The organism is Caballeronia hypogeia, from assembly GCF_001544875.2.
GTDB lineage: Bacteria > Pseudomonadota > Gammaproteobacteria > Burkholderiales > Burkholderiaceae > Caballeronia > Caballeronia hypogeia.
The window spans coordinates 147,517-164,940 of sequence record NZ_FCOA02000011.1; the positions used below are offsets into that span (position 1 = coordinate 147,517).

Sequence of the window (17,424 nt, forward strand, 5' to 3'; positions counted from 1 at the left end):
AGCTCACTTGCCCGCAGGCTGCGCCCCCGGGTCTTCGTATTGCGGCAGTCCTTGCGCCTTGCTCGAACTCGGCGACGGCGTGCCTGCAGGCGCAGCGGGCGCCTTCTCTTCCGACGCAGGCGACTTGCCGCCGACTCCGCCCGCGGGCGAAGCCGCCGCGCCCGGATCGACATACGTCGGCAAGCCTTGCTCCTTGCTGCCGCCGCCGCTTTCGCCCGGCGCACTGGCGCCTTCCGGTGCGCTCGCACCCTCGGGGCTCGTCGCGCCTTCGTCGCCATAGTCCGGCAGTGTCGATGCGCCACCGCCCGTCAGCAGATACTGCCGCCGCTGCATGTACGCGTCGCGCACGAATGCGTACTTGTCCAGCGCCGCCGCCGAAAGCAGATCGGTCGCGCCGATCAGATCCGCGCGCGCGCTGATGAAATTCAGACCGAACATCGGCCAGAGAATGTCGGGGCCCGAGTAACTCAGCGGATTCACGCGCCAGTCGACGGCCCATGTGGTCGCGTCGCGGAACGAGCTCGGGCCGAGCAGCGGCAGCACGAGATACGGTCCGGAAGGCATGCCGTAATGCCCGAGCGTCAGACCGAAATCCTGGTGATGCTTCGGCAAGCCAGCCGGCGACGCAATGTCGATCAGGCCGCCGATGCCGAACAGCGAGTTCATCGCGATGCGCATCAGATCCTGCGTCGCATCGGTGATCTTCAACTGCAGCAGGTTGTTCGCGAAGTTGGAGAAATCCCCCAGGTTCGAGAAGAAATTGCTGACGGCGGTGCGGAACGGGCTCGGAGTGTAATCGACGTAGAACTGCGCGACGGGCTTCGCCACGTAAGTGTCGAGCGTGTCGTTGAACGTGAAGATCTTGCGGTTCATCGGCTCCAGCGGGTCCTTCGGGTTGCGGTCCGGGCCGGTCGCGCATCCCGCGGTCGCGAGCGCGCACGCAATCGCGAGACTCAAACCGAATTTACGCACAGCAGGAGCGGTCAAAGCCGTCGATCCCGACTTCATTCTTCAATTCCTCTAAGGTTGTCATGTCGTCGCGCCGCGCGCAGCTTGGCCCGGTCCGCGGCGCGCACGCGACGCGGCTTGCCCATCAGGACAGGCTGGAAAACCACGGCGCCGATCAGCGTGCAGAACAGCGACAGCGCCAGCAGTCGCCCCATGCTGGACGTGCCCGGATGATGAGAAAACCACAGACTGCCGAACGCCGTCGCGGTGGTGGCCGCGCTGAACATCACGGCATGCGTGAGGCTCGACTGTAGCAAGCGCGTCTGGCCGGAGCGCCACGCCATCACGAAATAGATCTTGAACGCCACGCCGACGCCCAGCATCAGCGGCAACGCGATGATGTTCGCGAAGTTGAGCGGCATCCGGAAGACGACGCACAGTTCCAGCGTGACGATCGCGGAAACGAGCAACGGTACCAAAGTTCTCAATACATCGCCGAAACGACGCAGCGCGATCCACAGCAGCACCGCGATCGCGAGGAGCGAGTACGCCGCCGCCTGCTCGAACGCCTTGATGATGGTCTCCGCAGAATGACGAACCGAGATCGGGCCGCCGATCGCGTCGGGCTCGGCCTTCTGCACCGCGTCGGCGAAGCGCGCGAGCATCGCGTCGTCGTTCGGATCGACGCCCGGCGGAATCTTCGGCGACACGCTGACGAGCGCTTTCCCATTCGGCGTCACGAAGTTCTCGACCATCTGCGGCGGCAGGCTCGCGCGCGTGATCTCCGCTGGCGTGAGCAGCGCGTGCAGTTGCGCGAGCGCGAGGCGCAGCGGCTCGGCCATCGCGTGTTCGGCGCGGTCGCGCGCGGCGGCGTCGGCTTGCGCGAGCTTCGCGAGCGTCTGCGACAGATGCTTGGCTTCCTTTTCGCCGGGGCCGGGATGTTCGTCCGCCGCGAGCGCGAGCTGGCTCGACACGCGTTTGAGCGCCGCGACCCGAACCGCGTCGGTCACGGGCGCGGCGGTCTGCTGATCGAGCGCGGGCAAAAGCTGGTCGGCGGCGGCCTTGATGAGCTCGAGCTTCTTCGGCTGATCGGCGGGGATCAGCGAGGACAGCGTCGTGGCGCTGCCGACTTCCGGAAGCTTCGCGAGCTTCGCGGCGATGCGGTCTGCGTCCGCCAGCGAAGAGCCGAGCACCGCGACATCGTTCACCGCGCCTTCGGGCGAATCCTTGAGGGCGATGAGCGTCGCCATCGACTCGGTATGCGGGTCCTTCAGATGCAGCGGATTGAAGTCGAAGCGCAATTGCGTGAGCAGCGGCAACGCGCCGATCACGACCACGAGCGTGCCGATCAGCACCGGCTTGCGATGTTTGTCGAGGAATTCATCGACGGGCGCGAGCATCGGAAAGCCCGGCGAATGCGCCTCGCCCGGCGGCGCGAACACCTTGATGAGCGCGGGCAGCAGCGTCATGTTGGTCAGGTAGGCGACAAACATGCCGACGCCCGCGATCAGCCCCAGCTCCGACACGCCGCGATACGCGGTCGGCAGAAACGAGAAGAAGCTGGCGGCGGTCGCGGCGGCGGCGAGCGTGAGCGGCACGGCGACATGGCGCGCGGTCTCCGCGAGCGACACGTCGAGCCGCTTGTGCCGATGCCTTTCCTCGCGATACTTCACGCCGAACTGAATGCCGAAGTCCACGCCGAGCCCGACGAACAGCACCATGAACGCGACCGAGATCATGTTGAGCGCGTGGACCATCATGAGGCCGAGCGCCGCAGTGATCGCAAGGCCGACGAACAGCGTGATGAACACCGCGACGATCATGCGCTTCGAGCGCAGCGCGACCCACAGAATCATCAGCACGACGAGGAAGGTCAGCACGCCGTTGAGCACGGCGCCGTCCTGCACTGACGCGAATTCTTCGTCGGCGAGCGGTTGCGCGCCGGTCAGATGCAGCGTCGCGCCATACTTTTTGTCGAGCCCGAGTTGCACGGCTTTCGCGCGAATCTCGTCCGAGGTGCCGGCCGCCGCCTTCAGCGCATTGAAGTTCAGCTCCGGGAGCACGGAGACGAATGCGCGCCCGGGCGCATCGTCCTTCGATGATCCCGCGAGGCCGCGCCACGAGAACGCGGCCGACTGATTCGCGAGCACGCGGTCCAGCACGGTCGCGCTTTTTCCGAGCAGGCCGGCCATCTGGCCGAGGTTGACCTGGCCGAGCGTCAGCGGCAGGTTGAGCGTGGTGTTGAGGGTCTGCGCGAGGCCGGTCAGCGTGGGATCGTGCGCGAGCGTGTTGATGAGCGGGCGCGCCTGCACGAGCTGTTTCGTGACCTGCCCGACCTGGTCGACCGGCAGATAGAGCAAACCGTTGTGCTCGAAGAACGCGCCGCCCGCCGGTTGCGACACCGACTTGAAGTGGTCCGGCTCCTTCGCGAGCGCGGCGGCGAGTTCGTTCGCGGCGGCATCGGCGAATTCCTGAGCAGGCGCTTCGACGACGATCAAAAGCGTCGCGCCGCGCTGCGGAAACGCCTCGTCGATCGCCTTGCCGCGCGCGGCCCATTCGGGCTCGGTCTCGATCAGCTGACTGACATCGGTGCTGATCTTGAAGTGATGGACGACATAAATCGTGCTCAGCACGCCGAGCACGAGCGAAACCGCGATAATCCACGCCGGGCGGCGGATGGCAAGGGTGACGAAGCGAGTAATGTTGGACGTCAGCATGAAGACGCTACCTGGGGTGTCCTGTTGTATTTGCGCGTTGCAACGCGCGAATTGCGTGATGCCGACCGCCGGATTCCGAATCGTGCCGCAAGTCGATGCGGTGTGCCGCGCAAGTATACCGGTCGCGCCGGGACACTCTGTCCTTGAACTGTCGCGGCGTTGCGGTGTCGGTATACTGGCTTCGCAGCCAATTGCCGCGCCACGACGTCTGAAGGCCGCCGAACCCGCGCCACCAAAAACCTGATTAGAGAACGGGTGCCATGAAACGCTATCTGTCGATTTGCTTCGCTTTCCTCCTTGGCTCGATGTTCGTCGCCGGCGAGGCCCTCGCACAAACGAGTCCCGACGCCGTCGTCAAGGCCGCCGTCGAGGGCACCGTCAACGCAATGAAGGCCGACCCGCAGGCACGCGGCGGCGACATGGCGAAGATCACGCAACTCGTCGAAACGCGCTTCGTGCCCGCCACCGATTTCCAGCGGACTACGCGCATCGCGGTCGGCAAGGCCTGGACGAGCGCCACGCCCGAGCAGCAAAAGCAGCTTTACGAGCAGTTCCAGACGCTTCTGGTTCGCACTTACGCGGCATCGCTTTCGCAACTGCGCGACCAGGACGTGAAGTTCAGCTTCGACGCCCCCAAGGTCGACGCCAACGCGAAAGACACGGTCGTCGAATCACACGTCATTTCCACGGGCGGCGACAATCCGGTGCGCTATCGGCTCGAGAAGACGCCGCAGGGCTGGAAAATCTACGACATCGACATGATGGGCGCGTGGCTCATCCAGGTCTACCAGCAACAGTTCGCGGGGCAGTTGCAGAAGGGCGGCGTCGACAGCCTCATCAAGTTCCTCTCCGAGCATAACGCCCGTTCGGCGGGCTGAAGCTTCGCGTCTTACTTCGCGGGCGGCCGGCTTCAGGTTCTGCGGTGCTCCACCGCGAACTTGATCAGCTCGGCCTGTCCGTCGATGTCCAGTTTGCGCTTCAAATTCAATCGATGCGTCTCCACCGTGCGCACAGACAGCCCGTGCTGCTGCGCGATCTGCTTGCTCGACAAGCCTTCCGCCAACGCGTCGAGAATGTCCAGCTCGCGCGGCGTCAGGCGCTCGAGCGGCGTCTGCATCGACTGTGCCTGAAACAGGCGTGACGCGAGCCCGGCGCTGAAGAAGGTCTTGCCGGCGAGCACCGCGTCTATCGCCTGGATGATCTCGGCGGCGGGCGAATCCTTCAGCACGTAGCCGCTCGCGCCCGCGCGCATCGCCTGCTTCACGTATTCGATGTTGTCGTGCATCGACAACATCAGCACGCGGATGCCCGGAAACTGCTCGTGAAAGCGCGCCGCGAGCTCGATGCCGCTCATGCCCGCCATGCCCACGTCCATCAGTGCGAGATCGGGCGGCGCAGTTTCGCTTGCGGCGAGCGCGAGCGCCTCGTTCGCGTTGCCCGCCTCGCCGGTCACGCGCAAGTGCGGCACCGAGTCGAGACGCGCGCGCAGGCCGTCGCGCACGAGCGGATGATCGTCCACGAGAATGATGCGTGCGGGTTCAACGCTCATGAGTATGTCCTTGTTGTAGATTCGGCGCGGACAACGGCAGCGGCACGGTCGCGGTGATCGCGGTGCGGCCCAGTTGTGAGGCGATCGCGAGCTTGCCGCCGAGTGTGTCGAGCCGTTCGCGCATGTTGCGCAGGCCGACGCCGCTCGCCGGATCCAGAAGCGCCTCGTGCGCATCGAAGCCGCGGCCGTTGTCGCTGGTGTCGAGCGTGACGGCGTGCGCCGCGATATCGAGCGCGATCGCAGCGCGCGACGCTTGCGCATGCCGCGCGATGTTGGTCAGCGCTTCCTGCGCGATGCGAAACAGCACGGTGTTCACCGGATCGGGCAGCGTCGCGTGCTGCGTCGCGGCAGGCGCGCCGTTCTCCGTCAGTTCGAAGCGCACTTCGAGGCCGTTCTGACCATCGAGCTCGCGCGCGAGTTGACCGAGCGCGGCGGCGAGACCGAGATCGTCGAGCATCGCGGGGCGCAGCGCATGCGAAATGCGGCGCACTTCGCGCAGCGTGCCGGAAAGGCGTCCGAGGCTGGTCGCGAGCGCGGCTTCCGCGGTCGGCTCGCGCGCCGGACCGCGTTCGAAACGCGCGAGCGCCGATTCGAGCAGCAGCTTCACCGAGACGAGCATCTGGCTGATGCCGTCGTGCAGTTCGCGCGACAGGCGCGCGCGCTCCTGTTCCTGTGAATCGACGACTTGCCGCGCGAGCAGCTTGAGCTTCGCGTCGGCGCTGCGATGTTCGCTAATGTTGAGGACCGCCGCGCACACCGCGATGATCGCGAGCCCAGCCAGCGCGATCGCGCCGATCCACATCAGCGTGTGCTGAATGTTCGATGCCGCCTGCGCGTCGATGCGCGCGAGCGTTGTCTCGACATCCTCCAGATATATGCCCGTGCCCATCATCCAGCCCCAGCGTTCGAGCGGCACGACGAAGCCGAGCTTCGGCGCGAGCAGGCCGGTGGACGGACGGCGCCAGACATAGCGCACATAGCCGCCACCCTTCGACGCCTGCTGTATCAGCTCCTGAATGGTGAGCGCGCCGTTCGGATCGCGCATCAGCCAGAGATCGCGCCCGACGAGATCGGGCTGGCGCGGATGCATGAGCGAGGTGCCGCGCATGGTGTAGACGAAAAAGTAGCCGTCCTGGCCGAAGTCGAGACGTTGCAGCGCGTCGAGCGCGAGCCGCTGGCGTTCCTCGTCGCTGTGCGGATCGGCGGCGGGCGCGTCGTAGTATGGCGCGATCGCGCTCTTCGCGATTTCGACGTAATGCCGCAGCTCGATTTCCTTGCTCGACATATACGCGGCCTGCGTGGTTTCGTGCTGAGCCTGCGCGAGCGCCTGCGCCTGCTGACGAACGCCGTAGGTGATCCCGCCGATCGCGAGCGCGAACGGCACGATCGCCAGCAGGAAAATCTTGGCCTTCGGAGTCATCCAGGGTCTGTGATACAGGGTTTTCCGCTACGTGAAGCCACGTAGCGCGCATACGTAGTTATGCGCTTGTAAGCGCCGGGGCGAAAGCGAATACTACCGCCCAATGCGCTATCACGGCGCAGTGAACGATGCCGCGGGCCTTTGTCCCGGTCATAACACTCAAGGAGACGCCATGAATCGGGCTTCCGGATTTCTGGTCTGGATCGCGCTCGCGCTATTGGGCGCGTTCGCATTCGGCACCATCGCGCTCGCGCACGGCGAGCGGATCAGCGCACTATGGATCGTCATCGCGGCGGTCTGCGTCTATCTCATCGCTTATCGGTTCTACTCGCGCTTCATCGCGGCGAAAGTGTTGCAGCTCGACGGCCTGCGCATGACGCCGGCCGTGCGTCACAACGACGGCCTCGACTACGTGCCGACCAACAAGTACGTGCTGTTCGGCCATCACTTCGCGGCGATCGCGGGCGCGGGTCCGCTCGTCGGCCCGGTGCTCGCCGCGCAGATGGGCTACACGCCCGGCATGCTGTGGATTCTCGCGGGCGTGGTGTTCGCGGGCGCGGTGCAGGACTTCGTCGTCCTGTTCATCTCCACGCGCCGCGACGGCCGCTCGCTCGGCGATCTCATCAAGATGGAACTGGGCACGGTGCCCGGCGTGATCGCGCTGTTCGGCACGTTCCTCATCATGGTGATCATTCTCGCGGTGCTCGCGCTGATCGTCGTGAAGGCGCTGACGAATTCGCCGTGGGGCACATTCACCGTCGCGGCGACGATCCCCATTGCGCTGTTCATGGGGCTTTACACGCGCTATATCCGGCCGGGGCGCATCGGCGAGATTTCGATCATCGGCTTCGTGCTGCTGATGCTCGCGATCATCTTCGGCGGACAGGTCGCCGCGTCGCCCGCGCTCGCGCCGTGGTTCACCTTCACCGGCGTGCAGCTCGTGTGGATTCTGATCGGCTACGGTTTCGTCGCATCGGTGTTGCCGGTGTGGCTGCTGCTCGCGCCGCGCGATTATCTGTCGACGTTCCTCAAGATCGGCACGATCGTCGGCCTCGCGATCGGCATTCTGATCGTCGCGCCGGAACTGAAGATGCCGGCCTTCACCAAGTTCGTCGATGGCTCCGGTCCGGTGTGGGCGGGCAATCTGTTCCCGTTCCTGTTCATCACGATCGCGTGCGGCGCGGTGTCGGGCTTCCACGCGCTGATCTCGTCGGGCACCACGCCCAAGATGATCGATAACGAAGTGAACATGCGTTTCATCGGCTACGGCGCGATGCTGATGGAATCGTTCGTCGCGATCATGGCGCTGGTCGCCGCGTGCGTGATCGAGCCGGGCATCTACTTCGCGATGAACAGCCCGGCCGCGCTGCTCGGCTCGACGCCCGAAGCGGTCGCGCAGACGGTTTCGAGCTGGGGCTTCATGCTGACGCCGGACATGCTGACCTCGACGGCGAAGGCGGTCGGCGAGACGACCATCGTCGCGCGTGCGGGCGGCGCGCCGACGCTGGCGGTCGGCATGGCGCACATTCTGCATCAGGTGATCGGCGGCGAAGCCATGATGGCGTTCTGGTATCACTTCGCCATTCTGTTCGAGGCGCTGTTCATCCTGACGGCCGTCGATGCGGGCACGCGTGCGGGCCGCTTCATGCTGCAGGATCTGCTCGGCACATTCCATCCGGCGCTGCGTCGCACGGAATCGCTGCCGGCGAACCTGACCGCCACCGGGCTGTGCGTGGCCGCTTGGGGCTACTTCCTGTATCAGGGCGTGGTCGATCCGTTCGGCGGCATCAATACGCTGTGGCCGCTGTTCGGCATCTCGAACCAGATGCTGGCGGGCATCGCGCTGATGCTGGGTACGGTGGTGCTGTTCAAGATGAAGCGCGAGCGCTACGCGTGGGTCACGCTCGTACCGACCATCTGGCTGCTCATCTGCACGTTGACGGCCGGCTGGCAGAAAATTTTCGATGCGAATCCGAAGGTCGGTTTCCTCGCTCACGCGGGCAAGCTTAAGGAAGCGTTCGATGCGGGCAAGGTGATGGCGCCGGCGAAGTCGCTGTCGGAGATGCAGCGAATCATCTTCAACGATTACGTCGATGCGGCGCTTTCCGGTCTGTTCATCTTCGTGGTGTTGAGCATCGCGGTGTATGGCGTGATGGCGGTGCTGCGCGCACGCCGCGAAGCGAAGCCGACGGTCCGCGAGACGCCGTTCGAAGCGATGCCGGCCGGTGCGAGCGCGGCGGTGCGCTCGGGTCATTGAGGAACGCCGCCATGTTCACCGATCTTCGACAGGCAGGACGGTATCTCGGCCAGGCGATGCGTCTGATGGTCGGGATGCCGGACTACGACGCGTACGTCACACACATGCAGGCGACGCATCCCGACAAGCCGGTGATGACGTACGCGGAGTTTTTCCGCGAGCGGCAGGAGGCGAGGTATGGCGGCGGGGCGGGGAAGTGCTGCTGAGTCGATGCTGATTTCTGGCAGACGATGAGAACGCGACGGTGATGAGCCGTCGCGTTTTTTTTGGCAACTAACAAAAAGGGCAGATGGCCCAAGCCATCCGCCCTTCGCTTTTCAACCAGACAACCGGCCTAAACCAACCTCAATTCACCGCTGCTGCTGCTTTCACGCCCTTGTTCTTCTGCGCGCGTCCGATTTCTTCGAGCTTGATTTCCACATGCTTCGAGAACACAAACTCCGCCGGACGCTGCTTGTCGATCGGCAGATCCTTCGCGAACGCGCCCGTCGTGCGCGGACCCGACAGCGCGATCCTTGCGGCCTTCAGCGGATGCGCAACCGTATCCATCACGGCCGTCGCCTCGAAACCACAATGGACCATGCAGTCCGCGCACTTCTCGTACTTGCCCGTGCCGTACTTGTCCCACTCGGTGGTTTCCATCAGTTCCTTGAAGGTCTTCACGTAACCTTCGCCGACCAGATAGCACGGCTTCTGCCAGCCGAACACCGTGCGCGCCGGGTTGCCCCACGGCGTGCACTGATACGTCTGGTTGCCCGCGAGGAAATCGAGGAACAGCGTCGACTGGCTGAACGACCAGTTCTTGCCGTTGTTGCCGCGCTTGAAGATTTCGCGGAACAGGTTCTTGGTCTTGTCGCGGTTCAGGAAGTGCTGCTGATCCGGCGCGCGCTCATAAGCGTATCCCGGCGAAACCGTGATGCCATCCACGCCGATCGGGCCCAGCGTGTCGAAGAACTTCGCCACGCGTTCCGGTTCGGCGTCGTTGAACAGCGTGCAGTTGATGTTCACGCGGAAACCACGGCGCTTCGCTTCCTTGATGGCCGCGACGGCCTTGTCGTACGTGCCCGGTTGCGACACCGAGTGATCGTGCGCTTCGCGGTCGCCGTCGAGGTGCACGGACCAGACGAAATACGGGCTCGGCTCGTAATCGTCCATTTTCTTTTCCATGAGCAACGCATTCGTGCAGAGATACACGAACTTCTTGCGCTCCATGATGCCGCGCACGATCTGCGGCATTTCCTTGTGCAGCAGCGGCTCGCCGCCCGCGATGGACACGACTGGCGCGCCGCACTCGTCGACGGCGCCGAGACACTCTTCCAGCGACAGGCGCTGGTTCAGAATGGGATCCGGATAATCGATCTTGCCGCAGCCGTTACAGGCGAGATTGCAGCGGAACAGCGGTTCCAGCATCAGCGCGAGCGGATAGCGCTTCGTGCCCGTGATGTGCTGCTTGAAGATGTAGGCGCCAACGCGCGCCTTCTGGAGCATCGGGATAGACAATTGCGTCCTCTCCTTATTCTTCGCGAACGTCCGTCGCCGCGACGGCGGCGAGCGGTTGCATGAGTTTCGCGGGAAGTTTGAATTCGACCTTTTCCTCGCGCCCGTTCATCGTCGTGACTTCGACGTGTCCGATTGCGCGCAGGGCATCGATCACATGTTCGACCATTTCCTCAGGCGCCGACGCGCCGGCCGTGATGCCGACCGTCTGCACATTGGCAAACCATTCCGGCCTGATTTCCGAACCGTCCGCCACGAGGTAGCTCGGCACGCCGCTTTCGGCGCCGATCTCCCGCAGGCGGTTCGAATTGGAACTGTTGGTGGCGCCCACCACGAGCAGCACGTCCACCTCGCGTGACAGCTCGCGCACGGCGGCCTGGCGGTTCTGCGTCGCGTAGCAGATATCGCGCGTGTCCGGTCCGACGATGTCGGTGAAACGGCGCTGCAATGCGTCGATGATGCCGCGCGTGTCATCGACAGAAAGCGTGGTCTGCGTGACGTACGCGACCGGCGTGTCGCGCGCGAGCGTCAGCGTTTCGACCTCGGCTTCGCTCTGCACCAGCACGACCTCGCCGGGAATCTGCCCGATCGTGCCTTCCACTTCCGGATGTCCCGCGTGCCCGATCAGAATCAGCGTGCGGCCCTGCGACACGTATTGCCGGCCCTGCACATGCACCTTGGTGACGAGCGGGCAGGTGGCGTCGAGTACGTCGAGACCGCGATTCTGCGCGTCCTGTTCGACCGTTTTCGCCACGCCGTGCGCGCTGAAAATCGCGACCGCGCCGTGCGGGACTTCATCGAGTTCTTCGACGAAACGTGCGCCCTTGCTGCGCAGATTGTCGACGACATGCCGGTTGTGAACGATCTCATGACGCACATAGACCGGTGCGCCATGCCGTTCGAGGGCCCGATCGACGATTTCGATCGCACGGACCACACCCGCACAAAAGCCGCGGGGTTGAGCAAGGATGATACGCATATTCGAACGAACTCTGACTGACGCGGGGTTAGCCGGCGCGAAGCTGCCGCTTTCCGAATACGACCTGGATGGACGTTCGAACGTCCAGATGAGGCAGGCCGGAAAGCAGACCGGAAAAAAAGACACGGTATGCCGGTCTAGGCGCCGAAGTTGACCGCGTATTCTAACGCTTTCCCTTTTCGGGTGCTCATTGCGCGCGTCCAGGGGCGAAACGGCGCAGCGCGTGCAAATACAGCGATTTTCAGAACCCAGTAAACTGTCCGACACTTCGGGCCGCGCGCCTCAAGGCCGGCGCCCGCACCATCGCGCCTGCCTGCCTGCGAGACAGGTCTTGCGCGCGGCCCGGTCCATGTATTTTTCACGCAACGCCCAAGCCGTCACGTCGCGCGATACGCCCTTTCAGGCGCCGAAATCGAACGCGAATCGTGCGGTTCCGTTGCGCATCATTTTCGAGCTGACCATTTATTCATGCTATTGATCGCCTGGCTGTCTTTCTTGATCTGGATCGTGCTGCTGTTGGCCCGCGGCGGCTTCTGGCGGGCCGAGCCCGCAGCGGCGCTTTCGGAGACGACGGTGCACGCGGTCGGCAACGCCGAGATCGCGCGGCGCGGCGCCTGGCCCGCGCTCGTGGTCGTCGTGCCGGCGCGCAACGAAGCCGATGTCATCGGGCGCGCGGTCGGCTCGCTGCTGAAGCAGGACTATGCGGGCGCGTTCCACGTGATCGTCGTCGACGACCACAGCACCGACGGCACCGCCAGCGTCGCGCTCGCCGCCGCCCGTGATCTTGGTCTCGAAGACCGTCTGACCGTGCTGACCGCGCAGCCGTTGCCGACGGGCTGGTCGGGCAAGGTCTGGGCGCAGTCGCAGGGCATCGGCGCGATCGATTCGCTCGGCTTGCCCGCCGAATTCCTGCTGCTCACGGACGCCGACATCCACCATCCGGCCGATGCCGCCACGCAGCTCGTCGCGCGCACCATCCTCGAAGACCGCGATCTCGTCTCGCTGATGGTGCGTCTGCGCTGCGATTCGCTTTGGGAAAAGGCGCTGATTCCGGCCTTCGTGTTCTTCTTCGCCAAGCTCTATCCGTTCGCGTGGGTGGGCGACGTGAAGAAAGCCACGGCGGGCGCGGCGGGCGGCTGCATGCTGGTGCGCCGCTCGGCGCTGATCGAAGCGGGCGGGATCGAATCGATCCGCCAGGAACTGATCGACGATTGCAGTCTCGCCGCGCGCATCAAGCATCGCGCGGGACGCAACGACGCACGGCCGATCCGTCTCGATCTCGCCGAGCGCAGCGAATCGCTGCGGCCTTACGACAACTGGCGCGAAATCTGGAACATGATCGCGCGGACGGCCTTCACGCAGTTGCGCTATTCGCCGCTGCTGCTCGCGGGAACCTTGCTCGGCATGGCGGTGATCTACCTCGCGCCGCCGGTGCTGGCGCTCACGTACGGCGCGCGCGCGTGGCCGGCGTGCGCCGCGTGGGCGTTCATGTGCATCGCCTACGGACCGATGCTGCGCTATTACCGCAGGTCGCTGTTGTGGGCGCCGCTGCTGCCGCTCGTCGCGTTGTTCTATGTCAGCGCGACGATCGGCTCGGCCGTGCGTTACTGGAGCGGAAAGGGCGGGCAGTGGAAGGCGCGCGTGCAGGCGCCGACGCAGGAAGGTTCGTAACCGCGGCGCAGCGGCGGCTTCGTTCGGGAAGCCGCCTTACTTCTTCGTCAGCATGGCGTACAGCTCGATGACCATGTTCGGCGAAAACGTGAACGGCACCCAGCCGTGACCGGCGTGACGCAGGATCAGCAGGCGGTCGCCGTTTGCATGCTTCTGCGTCGCCATGACCGGATTCTTCGTGGCCGCGAAGCGCCATCCCGGCGCGATGCCCGTCGGCTGCTCCACCGACATCGACGCGCGCACGTTCGACAACTCCCCGATCAGTTCCGATATCCCTTCCGGGCTCAGCTTCACCGTCTTGCCCGCGATCGTCATTTCGATCGCGTTCTGCTCGGGGCGCGAGACGACCAGCGTGGGCGGCTCGTTGAGCGCGGGCGGTTCGTCGGGCGTGGGCATTTCGCCGCCCAGTGCTGGCGGCTCGTCCGGTGAGGCCTCGGCTTGCGCGGATGATGCGGGCGCGTTGTCGGGCGCGCCGTGCGTCGGCACGGCTGCGTCTGTCTTCGATTCAGCAGACGATGGATCGCATGCGGTGGCGGCCTGAAGGAGCGTGTCGAGGCTCGACTCCAGCGCGCCGAGCTGGTCTTGTAGATTCATTGCGTGAGTGTCTGTCTAGCGAGCTTGCGGCGAGGCACAGATTCTACTCGCTCACATTTGGGGAGGCCGCCACAGGTTGTAACCAATTGCACGCATCGTGCGGATTACGCGACAGATTTCTTGCGTGCGATGCGCATCGGCGCTAATGCGCTCAAGCGCTGCGACGTCGAGCGTGCCCAAAAACAAAACCGGCATCGCCCGAGGCGATGCCGGTTCATCGACGAGGCGCGCGGCTTGTGTTGCCCGCCGCGCCCCGCACTCGCTTCGCGATTACTTCGCGTTTGCCTGCGCGATCGCGGCGTTGAGCGTCTGGCTCGGACGCATTGCGGCTTCGAGCTTCTTCTCGTCCGGCTTGTAGTAGCCGCCGATATCCACCGCGTTGCCCTGCACCGCGGCGAGTTCGTCGACGATCTTCTGCTCGTTCTCGGCCAGCGTCTTCGCGAGCGGCGCGAACTGTTCGGCGAGCGCCTTGTCTTCCGTCTGGTTCGCCAACTCTTGCGCCCAGTACATCGCGAGATAGAACTGGCTGCCGCGATTGTCGAGCTGGCCGGTCTTCGGCGACGGGCTCTTGTTGTTGTCGAGCAGCTTGCCGGTGGCCGAATCGAGCGCCTTCGCGACGAGCTTCGCACGCGCGTTGTCGTTCTTGATGCCGAGCTCTTCCAGCGACACCGCCAGCGCCAGGAATTCGCCCAGCGAATCCCAGCGCAGGTGGTTTTCCTGCACGAGCTGCTGCACGTGCTTCGGCGCCGAGCCGCCCGCGCCCGTTTCATACAGTCCGCCGCCCGCCATCAGCGGAACGATGGACAGCATCTTCGCGCTGGTGCCGAGTTCCATGATCGGGAACAGATCGGTCAGATAGTCGCGCAGGATGTTGCCGGTGGCCGAGATCGTGTCCATGCCGCGGATCACGCGCTCGAGCGTGTAACGCATGGCGCGCACCTGCGACATGATCTGGATGTCGAGGCCCTTCGTGTCGTAATCCTTCAGGTACGTTTCGACCTTCTTGATCAGCTCGGCTTCGTGCGGACGATACGGGTCGAGCCAGAACACCGCCGGCGTGCCCGAGTTCTTCACGCGCGTGACGGTGAGCTTGACCCAGTCGCGGATCGGCGCGTCCTTGACCAGGCACATGCGCCAGATGTCGCCCTTTTCGACTTCCTGCGTGAGCCCTTCGATGACTTCGCCCGTCGCGTTGTCGACGATGCGCGCCGTGCCGTCTTCGGCGATTTCGAAAGTCTTGTCGTGCGAGCCGTACTCTTCGGCCTTCTGCGCCATCAGGCCGACGTTCGGCACCGTTCCCATGGTCTTGGGATCGAACGCGCCGTTGGTCTTGCAGAAGTTGATGATTTCCTGATAAATGCGCGCGAACGTGCTTTCCGGAATCAGGCATTTCGTGTCTTGCGGACGGCCGTCGGCGCCCCACATCTTGCCGCCGGCGCGGATCATCGCGGGCATGGACGCGTCGACAATCACGTCGTTCGGCGCGTGCAGGTTCGAGATGCCCTTGGCGGAGTCGACCATCGCCAGAGCCGGGCGCTTTTCGTGACACGCGTGCATGTCGCGGATGACTTCGTCGCGTTGCGATTCCGGCAGCGCCTCGATCTTCGTGTACAGATCGACGAGACCGTTGTTCACGTTGATGCCGAGCTCTTCGAACAGCTTCGAGTGCTTGGCGAACGCGTCCTTGTAGAACACCTTCACGGCATGACCGAAGACGATCGGGTGCGAGACCTTCATCATGGTCGCCTTGACGTGCAGCGACAGCATGACGCCGGTGTCGAACGCGTCCTGCATCTGTTCTTCGTAGAACTCGACCAGCGCCTTCTTGCTCATGAACATGCTGTCGACGATCTCGCCTTCCTGCAGCTTGACCTTCGGCTTCAGCACGATGGTTTCGCCAAGCTTCGTGACGAGTTCCATGCGGACTTCGCGGGCCTTGTCGTTCGTGACGGACTTTTCACCGTGATAGAAGTCGCCGTGCTTCATGTGCGCGACGTGGGTGCGCGAAGCCATGCTCCACTGGCCCATGCTGTGCGGATGCTTCTTCGCGTAGTTCTTCACGGCCAGCGGCGCGCGGCGGTCCGAGTTGCCTTCGCGCAGCACCGGATTCACGGCTGAGCCGAGGCACTTGCCATAGCGCGCGCGAATGGCCTTCTCTTCGTCGTTCTTCGGCTCTTCGGGATAGTCGGGCAGCTTGTAGCCCTTCGACTGGAGCTCCTTGATCGCGCTGGTCAGCTGATGCAGCGACGCGCTGATGTTCGGCAGCTTGATGATGTTGGTGTCGGCGTCCTGCGTGAGTTCGCCGAGCTTCGCGAGGTTGTCGGGGACCTTTTGCTCGTCGGTCAGATACTCGGGGAATTCGCCCAGGATGCGCGCGGCGACCGAGATGTCGCTGGTCGCGACGTTCACGCCCGCCGGCGCGGTGAAGGTGCGGATGATCGGCAGAAAGGCGCTGGTCGCGAGCAGCGGAGCTTCGTCGGTCAGGGTGTAGATGATGGTGGGTTGCTGATTACTCATCGCTTGTCTCGACATCCGAAAACAGGTTGGAAAAAACCGCCGGCCTCAATCGCCCTTCCGGCAACAAACCGCTATTCTGCCTGATTTTGTGAGGCGCGCGTGCGAATTTCGGCTCCCGTGAACCGATAAAACAGGCGTTTTTATTGCTATATCAATGACTTAACGTTTTTCGAGTCTTATACAAGAGTTGCGATTTTCGAGGTCCGTCGCCACCGCCGCGCCGTTTCACGCAATGACGCGGCGCTTCACGCAGTGAGATAGCCGTTCGCGCGGAACCATTCCAGCGCGTCTTTCAGTCCCTCGCGATAGGGCCGCGCGCCGTAACCCAGCTCGCGCTCGGCCTTGGCCGACGTGAAATACATCTTGTTCTTCGACATCTTGAGCGCATCGACTGTCACGAACGGCTCCTTGCCGCTCACCTTCGCGAAAAGCTCCGCGCCCACCGCGAGAGGATAAAGCGGTCCGCGCGGCAATTTGATGGTGGGCGGCTTGCGGCCGACGAATCCGGCGATATCCGCGAGCATCTGCTGCAAGGGCAGATTCTCGCCGCCCAATATATAGCGCTCGCCGATGCGGCCGCGTTCCAGCGCCAGGAAATGCCCGTTCGCGACGTCATCGACATGCACGAGGTTCAGGCCCGTATCGACGAACGCCGGAATCTTGCCCGTCGCCGCTTCCACGATGATGCGCCCGGTCGGCGTCGGGCGCACGTCGCGCGGGCCGATCGGCGTCGACGGATTGACGATCACCGCGGGCAGCGAGTTCTGCGCGACCATGCGCTCGACTGCGCGCTCGGCCAGCACCTTGCTGCGCTTGTAGGCGCCGATGGTGCTCGCCGCATCCGACGGCTTCGTCTCGTCGACGATCGCGCCCGAGCTCGTCACCTTGAGCGTCGCGACGCTGCTGGTATAGACGACGCGCTCGACGCCCTCGGCCAGCGCCGCGCGCATGGTCGCTTCGGTGCCTTCGAGATTCGCGCGCTCGATTTCGCCGGGATCGGGCGCCCAGATGCGGTAATCCGCCGCGACGTGGAACAGGAAGCGGCAGCCTTTGAGCGCCGCGCGCATGGACGCTTCGTCGCGCATGTCGCCGACGACGATCTCGGCATTCAGCGACTCCACGTTCTTGCGCGGGCTGGTCGCGCGCACGAGCACGCGCACGTCGAAGCCGCGTTCGATGGCGAGCCGCGCGACCGCGGACCCGACGAATCCCGAGGCGCCCGTAACGAGCACGCGAGAGCCGGAAAAATCAGTCATTCTTACCTCATTGAAAACG

Annotated in this window: 13 protein-coding genes; 4 read left to right on the forward strand and 9 right to left on the reverse strand. The window is 64.3% G+C overall.

The features are described from left to right. Positions 1-3: 3 nt before the first annotated feature. Both AWB79_RS18215 and hpnN read right to left on the reverse strand, forming a co-directional pair. Positions 4-1,008 carry an MlaA family lipoprotein gene (locus AWB79_RS18215; protein WP_061168822.1) on the reverse strand — a complete coding sequence of 335 codons (1,005 nt, stop codon included), beginning with the start codon at positions 1,006-1,008 and terminating at the stop codon, positions 4-6. Then, the gene (gene hpnN / locus AWB79_RS18220; RefSeq protein WP_061168823.1) at positions 1,005-3,665 is read right to left on the reverse strand and encodes a hopanoid transporter HpnN; all 2,661 of its coding nucleotides are present in this window, start codon (positions 3,663-3,665) and stop codon (positions 1,005-1,007) included. Before hpnN ends, AWB79_RS18215 begins: the two co-directional genes overlap by 4 nt. 260 nt (positions 3,666-3,925) lie before the next feature. On the opposite strand from hpnN, the gene AWB79_RS18225 reads away from it, so the two are divergent. Then, a complete protein-coding gene (locus AWB79_RS18225) occupies positions 3,926-4,543 on the forward strand; it encodes an MlaC/ttg2D family ABC transporter substrate-binding protein (protein WP_061168824.1) in 618 nt (205 codons plus the stop codon). Positions 4,544-4,575: 32 nt separating this feature from the next. Here AWB79_RS18225 and AWB79_RS18230 read toward each other — a convergent pair whose 3' ends face one another. Then, positions 4,576-5,214 carry a response regulator gene (locus AWB79_RS18230; protein WP_061168825.1) on the reverse strand — a complete coding sequence of 213 codons (639 nt, stop codon included), beginning with the start codon at positions 5,212-5,214 and terminating at the stop codon, positions 4,576-4,578. After that, positions 5,204-6,634 carry a cache domain-containing protein gene (locus AWB79_RS18235; RefSeq protein WP_061168826.1) on the reverse strand — a complete coding sequence of 477 codons (1,431 nt, stop codon included), beginning with the start codon at positions 6,632-6,634 and terminating at the stop codon, positions 5,204-5,206. The genes AWB79_RS18230 and AWB79_RS18235 overlap by 11 nt, the downstream gene beginning before the upstream one ends. A 172-nt stretch (positions 6,635-6,806) precedes the next feature. Between AWB79_RS18235 and AWB79_RS18240 the strand changes: the two genes are divergently transcribed. Beyond that, entirely contained in the window at positions 6,807-8,891 is a 2,085-nt protein-coding gene (locus AWB79_RS18240) for a carbon starvation CstA family protein (protein WP_061168827.1), read from the forward strand. A gap of 11 nt (positions 8,892-8,902) precedes the next feature. Beyond that, positions 8,903-9,097, forward strand: coding sequence for a YbdD/YjiX family protein (locus AWB79_RS18245; protein WP_061168828.1), 195 nt, complete (start codon positions 8,903-8,905; stop codon positions 9,095-9,097). A gap of 139 nt (positions 9,098-9,236) precedes the next feature. Here AWB79_RS18245 and hpnH read toward each other — a convergent pair whose 3' ends face one another. Next, the gene (gene hpnH, locus AWB79_RS18250) at positions 9,237-10,391 is read right to left on the reverse strand and encodes an adenosyl-hopene transferase HpnH (RefSeq protein ID WP_061168829.1); all 1,155 of its coding nucleotides are present in this window, start codon (positions 10,389-10,391) and stop codon (positions 9,237-9,239) included. 13 nt (positions 10,392-10,404) lie between these two features. Further along, positions 10,405-11,367, reverse strand: coding sequence for a 4-hydroxy-3-methylbut-2-enyl diphosphate reductase (gene ispH / locus AWB79_RS18255; RefSeq protein ID WP_061168830.1), 963 nt, complete (start codon positions 11,365-11,367; stop codon positions 10,405-10,407). A 468-nt stretch (positions 11,368-11,835) separates the two neighbouring features. Between ispH and AWB79_RS18260 the strand changes: the two genes are divergently transcribed. After that, positions 11,836-13,038 (forward strand): glycosyltransferase, encoded by a 1,203-nt coding sequence (locus AWB79_RS18260; protein ID WP_061168831.1) that lies wholly within the window; start codon positions 11,836-11,838, stop codon positions 13,036-13,038. A 36-nt stretch (positions 13,039-13,074) separates the two neighbouring features. Here the strand turns inward: AWB79_RS18260 and AWB79_RS18265 are convergent, their stop codons facing one another. From AWB79_RS18265 to hpnA, 3 genes are all read right to left on the reverse strand, one after another. Further along, entirely contained in the window at positions 13,075-13,632 is a 558-nt protein-coding gene (locus tag AWB79_RS18265) for a hypothetical protein (protein WP_061168832.1), read from the reverse strand. Positions 13,633-13,902: 270 nt separating this feature from the next. Beyond that, on the reverse strand, positions 13,903-16,149 hold the full coding sequence (locus tag AWB79_RS18270) for an NADP-dependent isocitrate dehydrogenase (RefSeq protein ID WP_061168833.1): 2,247 nt from the start codon (positions 16,147-16,149) through the stop codon (positions 13,903-13,905). Between the two features lie 245 nt (positions 16,150-16,394). Then, positions 16,395-17,405: a hopanoid-associated sugar epimerase gene (hpnA, locus tag AWB79_RS18275; protein WP_061168834.1), complete on the reverse strand. Its 1,011-nt coding sequence runs from the start codon at positions 17,403-17,405 to the stop codon at positions 16,395-16,397. Positions 17,406-17,424 lie beyond the last annotated feature (19 nt).

Bases quoted from the DNA above. Each gene is read 5' to 3' on its own strand.
- AWB79_RS18215 (WP_061168822.1), bottom strand. From the start codon at position 1,008: ATGAAGTCGGGATCGACGGCTTTGACCGCTCCTGCTGTGCGTAAATTC.
- hpnN (WP_061168823.1), bottom strand. From the start codon at position 3,665: ATGCTGACGTCCAACATTACTCGCTTCGTCACCCTTGCCATCCGCCGC.
- AWB79_RS18225 (WP_061168824.1), top strand. From the start codon at position 3,926: ATGAAACGCTATCTGTCGATTTGCTTCGCTTTCCTCCTTGGCTCGATG.
- AWB79_RS18230 (WP_061168825.1), bottom strand. From the start codon at position 5,214: ATGAGCGTTGAACCCGCACGCATCATTCTCGTGGACGATCATCCGCTC.
- AWB79_RS18235 (WP_061168826.1), bottom strand. From the start codon at position 6,634: ATGACTCCGAAGGCCAAGATTTTCCTGCTGGCGATCGTGCCGTTCGCG.
- AWB79_RS18240 (WP_061168827.1), top strand. From the start codon at position 6,807: ATGAATCGGGCTTCCGGATTTCTGGTCTGGATCGCGCTCGCGCTATTG.
- AWB79_RS18245 (WP_061168828.1), top strand. From the start codon at position 8,903: ATGTTCACCGATCTTCGACAGGCAGGACGGTATCTCGGCCAGGCGATG.
- ispH (WP_061168830.1), bottom strand. From the start codon at position 11,367: ATGCGTATCATCCTTGCTCAACCCCGCGGCTTTTGTGCGGGTGTGGTC.
- AWB79_RS18260 (WP_061168831.1), top strand. From the start codon at position 11,836: ATGCTATTGATCGCCTGGCTGTCTTTCTTGATCTGGATCGTGCTGCTG.
- AWB79_RS18265 (WP_061168832.1), bottom strand. From the start codon at position 13,632: ATGAATCTACAAGACCAGCTCGGCGCGCTGGAGTCGAGCCTCGACACG.
- AWB79_RS18270 (WP_061168833.1), bottom strand. From the start codon at position 16,149: ATGAGTAATCAGCAACCCACCATCATCTACACCCTGACCGACGAAGCT.
- hpnA (WP_061168834.1), bottom strand. From the start codon at position 17,405: ATGACTGATTTTTCCGGCTCTCGCGTGCTCGTTACGGGCGCCTCGGGA.